Annotated in this window: 8 protein-coding genes (1 of these 8 only partly in view); 6 read left to right on the top strand and 2 right to left on the bottom strand. The window is 59.9% G+C overall.

The window, feature by feature from the left end; genetic code table 11:
- Window positions 1-1,197: the 5' portion of an omega-aminotransferase AptA gene (gene aptA / locus HU742_RS03105; protein ID WP_186645093.1), read on the bottom strand. Its footprint begins 153 nt before the window's first position; only the first 1,197 of its 1,350 coding nucleotides appear in the window; its start codon is at window positions 1,195-1,197; the stop codon falls past the left edge of the window.
- A 123-nt stretch (window positions 1,198-1,320) separates the two neighbouring features.
- On the opposite strand from aptA, the gene HU742_RS03100 reads away from it, so the two are divergent.
- The 3 genes from HU742_RS03100 (at window position 1,321) to HU742_RS03090 (ending at window position 3,597) form a co-directional block, all read left to right on the top strand.
- The gene (locus tag HU742_RS03100) at window positions 1,321-2,241 is read left to right on the top strand and encodes a LysR family transcriptional regulator (protein WP_186641821.1); all 921 of its coding nucleotides are present in this window, start codon (window positions 1,321-1,323) and stop codon (window positions 2,239-2,241) included.
- Between the two features lie 105 nt (window positions 2,242-2,346).
- Entirely contained in the window at window positions 2,347-2,997 is a 651-nt protein-coding gene (locus HU742_RS03095; RefSeq protein ID WP_186613642.1) for a TetR/AcrR family transcriptional regulator, read from the top strand.
- A gap of 6 nt (window positions 2,998-3,003) precedes the next feature.
- On the top strand, window positions 3,004-3,597 hold the full coding sequence (locus HU742_RS03090; protein WP_186645095.1) for an IMPACT family protein: 594 nt from the start codon (window positions 3,004-3,006) through the stop codon (window positions 3,595-3,597).
- Between the two features lie 327 nt (window positions 3,598-3,924).
- Here HU742_RS03090 and HU742_RS03085 read toward each other — a convergent pair whose 3' ends face one another.
- On the bottom strand, window positions 3,925-4,356 hold the full coding sequence (locus HU742_RS03085) for a hypothetical protein (RefSeq protein WP_186645096.1): 432 nt from the start codon (window positions 4,354-4,356) through the stop codon (window positions 3,925-3,927).
- An 85-nt stretch (window positions 4,357-4,441) separates the two neighbouring features.
- Here HU742_RS03085 and HU742_RS03080 point away from each other — a divergent pair, with 85 nt between their 5' ends.
- The 3 genes from HU742_RS03080 (at window position 4,442) to HU742_RS03070 (ending at window position 7,009) form a co-directional block, all read left to right on the top strand.
- Window positions 4,442-4,792 carry a MerR family transcriptional regulator gene (locus HU742_RS03080; protein WP_186645097.1) on the top strand — a complete coding sequence of 117 codons (351 nt, stop codon included), beginning with the start codon at window positions 4,442-4,444 and terminating at the stop codon, window positions 4,790-4,792.
- Window positions 4,793-4,816: 24 nt separating this feature from the next.
- Entirely contained in the window at window positions 4,817-5,503 is a 687-nt protein-coding gene (locus tag HU742_RS03075; protein ID WP_186641817.1) for an SDR family oxidoreductase, read from the top strand.
- A 147-nt stretch (window positions 5,504-5,650) separates the two neighbouring features.
- Window positions 5,651-7,009: an 8-oxoguanine deaminase gene (locus HU742_RS03070; protein ID WP_186645098.1), complete on the top strand. Its 1,359-nt coding sequence runs from the start codon at window positions 5,651-5,653 to the stop codon at window positions 7,007-7,009.
- Window positions 7,010-7,011 lie beyond the last annotated feature (2 nt).

Below are 7,011 nucleotides of genomic sequence, written 5' to 3'. Positions count from 1 at the left end.
GCGTACGATGGCATCACCGTCGCGCGGAGCAATCTGGATCGCACCGGCCAAGCCATAGTTGCGAATATCGATGACGTTCTTCGAACCCCTCAAACCATGCAAGGCGTTCTCGAAATGTGGCGCGACCTCGGCCACGCTTTGCACCAGGTTTTCTTTCTGCAACAGGTCCAGTGCCGCCAATCCTGCCGCGCACGCCACTGGGTGCGCCGAGTAGGTATAGCCATGGGGAAACTCGACGGCGTACTCAGGTGTCGCCTGGCTCATGAAGGTCTGGTAGATCTCGGAGCTGGCAATTACCGCACCCATGGGGATCGCGCCATTGGTGACTTGCTTGGCGATGCACATCAGGTCTGGAACCACGCCAAAGCTATCAGCGCCGAACATCGAGCCGGTACGACCAAAACCGGTAATGACCTCGTCAAACACCAGCAGGATGTTGTGCTGATCACAGATGTCGCGCAGGCGTTTCAGATATCCCTCCGGCGGCACCAATACACCGGCAGACCCGGCCATCGGCTCGACAAATACCGCAGCGATATTGGAAGCGTCGTGCAGTTCGATCAACTTCAACAACTCATCGGCCAAAGCAATACCGCCTTCCTTGGGCATGCCCCGCGAATAGGCATTGCTGACGAGCAAAGTGTGGGGCAAATGATCGACGTCCATCATGGCCTGGCCGAACAACTTGCGATTGCCACTGACGCCGCCAAGGCTGGTGCCGGCGATGTTCACGCCGTGATACCCACGGGCGCGACCGATCATCTTGGTCTTGGTCGCCTGTCCCTTGAGGCGCCAATAGGCGCGGACCATCTTCACCGCGGTATCGGCGCACTCGGAACCGGAGTCGGTGAAGAACACATGGTTAAGATTGCCTGGGGTCAGGCTGGTGATTTTTTCCGCCAACTGGAACGACAGCGGATGCCCGTATTGGAAGCCCGGTGAGTAATCGAGCGTACCCAGTTGCTTGGCGACCGCTTCCTGGATTTCCTTGCGGGTGTGCCCGGCGCCACACGTCCACAGGCCTGACAGCGAATCATAGACGTTGCGGCCCTTGTCATCGGTCAACCAACTGCCTTCGGCGGCAACGATCAGCCGAGGGTCGCGTTGGAAGTTGCGATTCGCCGTGTAGGGCATCCAGTGGGCATCCAGCTTGAGCTGGCTGGCCAGGGAACCGGGAGCGTGTTCGGGCATGTTCATCGACAAAAACCTCGCAGGGCGTAAGCGGCATGAAGTCAAAAGCATTCTTGCAGCTAAATTGCCACGGGGATAAAGTCGGTGAAATCCAACTTTTCTAACCTTCAGTCAGCAGATCACTAAACTATGAGCGTCCGTCGTTCCGATCCCCTGGCCCAAGTCAGCGACTTCGACATCCGCTTGCTGCGCATTTTCCGAAGCGTGGTGGAGTGCGGGGGATTCTCTGCCGCCGAGACGGTGCTCGGGATCGGCCGCTCAGCCATAAGCCAGCAGATGAATGATCTGGAACAGCGCCTCGGCCTGCGCCTGTGCCAGCGCGGGCGAGCGGGGTTTTCCCTGACGGAAGAAGGCCGCGAAGTCTATCAATCAGCCCTGCAGTTATTGAGCGCGCTGGAAAGCTTTCGTACCGAGGTCAACGGTCTTCACCAGCACCTGCGCGGTGAACTGACCATAGGGCTGACGGACAACCTCGTCACGCTGCCTCATATGCGCATCACTCATGCCTTGGCCCAGTTGAAGGAGCGCGGTCCAGAAGTGCAAATCCAGATCCGCATGATCGCGCCCAACGAAGTCGAGCAAGGTGTGCTAGACGGTCGCCTGCATGTCGGCGTAGTCCCCCAGGCCAGCGCTCTTTCCGGCCTCGAATATCAACCGCTCTACAGCGAACGCTCGCTGCTGTACTGCGCGGTGGGACATCCGCTGTTTTATGTCGATGACCAGCAGCTCGAAGATGCGCGTCTCGACAGCCAGGACGCCATCGCCCCGACCTTCCGCCTGCCCACCGAAATCCAGGCTCATTACCAGGCGCTCAATTGCACCGCCAGCGCCTCGGATCGCGAAGGCATGGCGTTCCTGATTCTCACCGGGCGCTATATCGGTTACCTGCCGGATCACTACGCCAATCTTTGGGTCCAGCAAGGCCGGCTGCGAGCACTCAAACCCTTGGCGCGCTTCTACGATCTGAGCCTGGCATCGGTCACGCGCAAGGGTCGTCGCCCGCACCTGGTATTGGAAAGCTTCCTCGAAAGCCTGGCGGCAACCCGCTGAGATTTCTCCAACGCATGGCTTTAATAGCGGTGGCACTTGTCGGATCCGCACCGGTGCGCTATGAACGCATTTGCCCGCACCCACAGACCTAGCCCGGAAACGTCCATGACCTTTGAAGTTCCCGCCCATGGTGGCAAGCCTACCGGCCGCATTCGTCAAAAGAATGAAGAGACTATCCTCAGGGCCGCCGAGGATGAGTTCGCCCGGCACGGTTTCAAGGGCACCAGCATGAACACCATCGCCGTGAAAGCCGGATTGCCCAAGGCGAACCTGCATTACTATTTCACCAACAAGCTCGGGCTCTACGTGGCGGTGCTGAGCAACATCATTCAGTTGTGGGACAGCACGTTCAACTCTCTGACGGCCGAGGATGATCCGGCGCAAGCGTTGACCCGCTATATCCGCGCCAAGATGGAGTTTTCCCGGCAGCATCCCCAGGCGTCGAGGATCTTTGCCATGGAGGTGATCAGCGGCGGCGAATGCCTGAGCGAATATTTCAACCAGGACTATCGCGCTTGGTTCAAAGGCCGCGCAGCCGTGTTCCAGGCATGGATCGATGCGGGAAAAATGGATCCGGTCGATCCGGTGCACCTTATCTTCCTGCTGTGGGGCAGCACCCAGCATTACGCCGATTTCGCCACGCAGATCTGCCGCGTGACGGGACGCAGCAAGTTGACCAAGCAAGACATGATCGATGCCGGCGACAACTTGATCCGCATCATCCTCAAAGGCTGCGGCCTGACACCAGACCTCTAGGATTCCATGCCTTATACCCTCGCCGGCTTTTGCGAATACCGAGAAGAGATCCGCAAGAGCCGATTCATTACCTTCGCGGCCCCCATCACCAGCCCCGCCGAGGCCCAGGCCTTTATCGAACAGCACAGCGACCTTGATGCCACGCATAACTGCTGGGCTTGGAAACTGGGTGACCAGTACCGCAGCAACGACGACGGCGAGCCGGGCGGCACCGCCGGGCGCCCTATCCTGGCCGCCATCCAGGCCCAGGACTGCGACCAGGTCGTGGTGCTGGTCGTTCGCTGGTACGGCGGAATCCAGTTGGGCACCGGCGGCTTGGCTCGCGCATACGGCGGCGGTGCCAACAAATGCCTGCAAAACGCCAACAAAGTTGAATTAATCAGCCGCGTGGCGCTGCACTGTATGTGCAGTTTCGCCGAGCTGGCCTTGGTGAAACTGCGAATTGCCGAATGCGGTGGCCTGGTCCAGACCGAGGAGTTCACAGCCAACGGCGTGAAACTCCAATTGGCAGTGGGTGAACAGCACATTGAAAACCTTCAAGCGCGTCTCGCCGATCTGAGTCGCGGACAGATAGTGCTCGAATGCCAAGAAGCCCCATAACCGCCTCAGCGGTATCGGTTTTGCCCACATGCGCTGTGCACCCGCCTGTGGATAACCTGGGCGTAGCAAGCTGTAACCCTTCTGTCATGCGGGTTTCTGAGCATTGTTCATTTTTCATACAGACACTGCTCAACACCTTGAATCCATCAAAAAAACAAACGCTTGCGGCGCTTTATCACCTTTAGAAGAAAGCCGCACGGGGCTTATGCCTGAGTTTCAACCTTGCGCACAATAACTGTGGAGCAACCTGTGGATAACCCGTTCATGGCTCAAGCGGCGCCAAGAACAGCATGGGTTGCAGCCGCTTGTTCATTTTTTAACCAAACATTACGAGAGAGCCGACGTCTGCACTCGGGTGTGTCCTTCACCGCGAACAGGCAATAGTTGCGAGACGCCCCATGCCAGCTCAAAAAACAAAAAAGCCCAGAGCACGGCACTGGCACCGTGCAACACCGCATAAAGCTGCCAAGCAGCAAACAGCACCCTCCCCGCCGCATCATAACGACCGTAGACCGGCTGCGGATCACGGATCCGCAAGACCGCCCATACGCAGACAATCGAACCCAGGAGATTCGCCATCAACAAATGCATGGGCTCAAATGGCGGCAACTGGCCTGGCAGGTCGAACAGTCGGGTAATGCTTGCCAGCAGACCGTGCAGCGCGACAAAACTCCACGGCGTGACAAACGCAGCCATGACAACCAAGTCGTACCAGGCACTGGCCCGCACCAATCGGCGATATTGCCCAGAAGTCCACATTCGCTTTTTACTCCGGATAATCGGGAAGCAAAGAGGCTAAAGCCTGGAGTATGCTCCAAGGTCAAGCGTCCTCTCGGAGACTTCAATGCGTATCGGTGAACTGGCCCAGGCCTGTGCGGTCAGCCGCGACACGCTGCGCTTTTACGAGCAGCGAGGCCTGATCGCGGCGCAACGCACCGCCAACGGCTATCGCGACTACCCCGCCGACATGGTGCAACTGGTGCTCTATATCAAGACGGCCCAGCGGCTGGGCTTTACCCTTGGCGAAATCGGCAACAGTGTCGCCGCCCTGTGGCACGCCCCGGATCCCGACGTCGCCGTGACGCAATTACTCCAAGACAAGCTGAACCTGATCGAAACCCGCATGACCGAACTCGACGCGCTGCGTCACGAGCTGAAACAACGGCTCGGGCACCGTTGTCCATTAAATCCGTGACTTTTTCTTTCAAGGAAAGCATTCATGAATTCGGCAAGAAACGCATTGATCATCGGCGCCTCCAGAGGCTTGGGCCTTGGTCTGGTCAAGACGCTCGCCAGCGACGGCTGGAACGTGACCGCCACCGTGCGCAACCCGCAGAACGCGCAGGCTTTGGAAGCGCTGGGCGCGGTGCGGATCGAAAAGCTCGACATGGATGACCAGCAAGCCGTCATTGCCTTGAGCCAGCGGCTCAAGGGTCAGACCTTTGACTTGTTGTTCATCAATGCCGGCGTCAAGGGCCCCGCCAACCAGAACCCGGGGGGCGCGACGCTGGCCGAGGTCGGCCAATTGTTTTTCACCAACGCCGTGGCGCCGATCAACCTGGCCCAGCGTTTCGTCGGGCAGATCCGCGAAGGCAGCGGTGTACTGGCCTTCATGAGTTCGGTGCTGGGTAGCGTGACGATGCCCGATGCGCCAGAACTGGCGCTGTACAAAGCAAGCAAGGCCGCGCTCAACTCCATGACTAACAGTTTTGTCAGCCAATTGGGTGAACAGACACTGACCGTGCTGTCGCTGCACCCGGGTTGGGTAAAGACCGACATGGGCGGTGAAGGCGCCGACCTGGACGTGGAGACCAGTACCCGTGGGCTGATCGACCAGGTCAATGCCTATGCCGGCAAGGGCGGCCACCACTTCGTCAACTACAAGGGCGAAACGATTCCCTGGTAAATACCAAGGCGCTCGGCAGGGCACTGGATAAGTGCCCGCCAACCTGAGTAAACTCCGAACCTCGCCCTTCCCCGGCGACCCTGGATCAGCAGACAGGGCATCACTGAGCTGGCTTACCTGAACCCACTTTCAGAGGAGCCGGCCACCATGCCTGCGACCCGTACCTGGTTAAAAAATCCCCTCGCCATTTTCACCGCCAACGGCCTCGATGCCCGTGGCGGTCTCGTCCTGCAGGACGGTGTGATCGTCGAACTGCTCAGCGCCGGGCAAAGTCCCGCGCAACCTTGCGACAGCGTGTTCGACGCTCGCGAACATGCGATCCTGCCGGGACTGATCAACACCCACCATCATTTCTACCAGACCCTGACTCGCGCCTGGGCGCCCGTGGTAAGCGAACCCTTGTTCCCCTGGCTGAAAACTCTCTACCCAGTGTGGGCGCGACTGACCCCGGCAAAACTCGCGCTGGCAAGCAAAGTGGCGTTGGCTGAACTGTTGTTGTCAGGCTGCACCACGGCGGCCGACCACCACTATCTGTTTCCCGAAGGCCTGGAAAACGCCATCGACGTGCAGGTGGAAACTGTCCGTGAACTGGGCATGCGCGCAATGTTGACCCGCGGTTCCATGAGCCTGGGCGAAGCGGACGGAGGTTTGCCGCCGCAGCAGACCGTGCAGCAGGGCGAGGTGATTCTCGACGACAGCCAGCGGCTGATTGCTCAATACCATGAGCGCGGTGACGGCGCGCGAATCCAGATCGCCCTGGCGCCCTGCTCGCCGTTTTCCGTCACGCCCGAGATCATGCGCGCCAGCGCCGAACTGGCGGAAAAACTCGATGTGCGCCTGCACACGCATTTGGCCGAAACCCTCGACGAAGAAGGCTTCTGCCTGCAACGCTTTGGCCTGCGCACCGTGGACTACCTGGACAGTGTCGGCTGGCTCGGCCCACGCACCTGGCTGGCCCATGGCATCCATTTCAACCCTGACGAAATCACCCGCCTTGGCGCCGCCGGGACCGGCATCTGCCATTGCCCCAGCTCCAACATGCGCCTGGCCTCGGGCATCTGTCCGACGCTTGAGCTGATCGGCGCCGGCGCACCGCTGGGCCTGGGCGTGGATGGTTCGGCGTCCAACGATGCCTCGAACATGATCCTCGAAACCCGCCAGGCGCTCTACATCCAGCGCCTACGCTATGGCGCGCAAGCGATCACACCGGAGCGTGTGCTCGGCTGGGCGACCCGGGGCTCGGCGCAACTGCTGGGGCGCAGCGACATCGGTGAATTGGCGGTGGGCAAACAGGCCGACCTGGCGCTGTTCAAACTGGATGAACTGCGTTTCTCCGGCAGTCATGACCCGATTTCAGCGCTGCTGCTATGCGGCGCCGACCGGGCGGATCGAGTGATGATTGCCGGGCAATGGCGAGTGATTGACGGGCAGGTCGAGGGGCTGGACCTGAGGGGCCTGATCGCCGACCACAGCCAAGCGGCGCGGGAGCTGATCGCAGCCTCCTGATC

The sequence above is a fragment of the Pseudomonas marvdashtae genome, from assembly GCF_014268655.2.
Lineage (GTDB): Bacteria > Pseudomonadota > Gammaproteobacteria > Pseudomonadales > Pseudomonadaceae > Aquipseudomonas > Aquipseudomonas marvdashtae.
Note: the sequence above shows the minus strand (reverse complement) of the source record. Positions and strands in the feature narration are given on the sequence as shown.

Excerpts from the sequence above, each read along its gene's own strand:
- HU742_RS03100 (WP_186641821.1), top strand. The coding sequence starts at position 1,321 with ATGAGCGTCCGTCGTTCCGATCCCCTGGCCCAAGTCAGCGACTTCGAC.
- HU742_RS03095 (WP_186613642.1), top strand. The coding sequence starts at position 2,347 with ATGACCTTTGAAGTTCCCGCCCATGGTGGCAAGCCTACCGGCCGCATT.
- HU742_RS03090 (WP_186645095.1), top strand. The coding sequence starts at position 3,004 with ATGCCTTATACCCTCGCCGGCTTTTGCGAATACCGAGAAGAGATCCGC.
- HU742_RS03085 (WP_186645096.1), bottom strand. The coding sequence starts at position 4,356 with ATGTGGACTTCTGGGCAATATCGCCGATTGGTGCGGGCCAGTGCCTGG.
- HU742_RS03080 (WP_186645097.1), top strand. The coding sequence starts at position 4,442 with ATGCGTATCGGTGAACTGGCCCAGGCCTGTGCGGTCAGCCGCGACACG.
- HU742_RS03075 (WP_186641817.1), top strand. The coding sequence starts at position 4,817 with ATGAATTCGGCAAGAAACGCATTGATCATCGGCGCCTCCAGAGGCTTG.
- HU742_RS03070 (WP_186645098.1), top strand. The coding sequence starts at position 5,651 with ATGCCTGCGACCCGTACCTGGTTAAAAAATCCCCTCGCCATTTTCACC.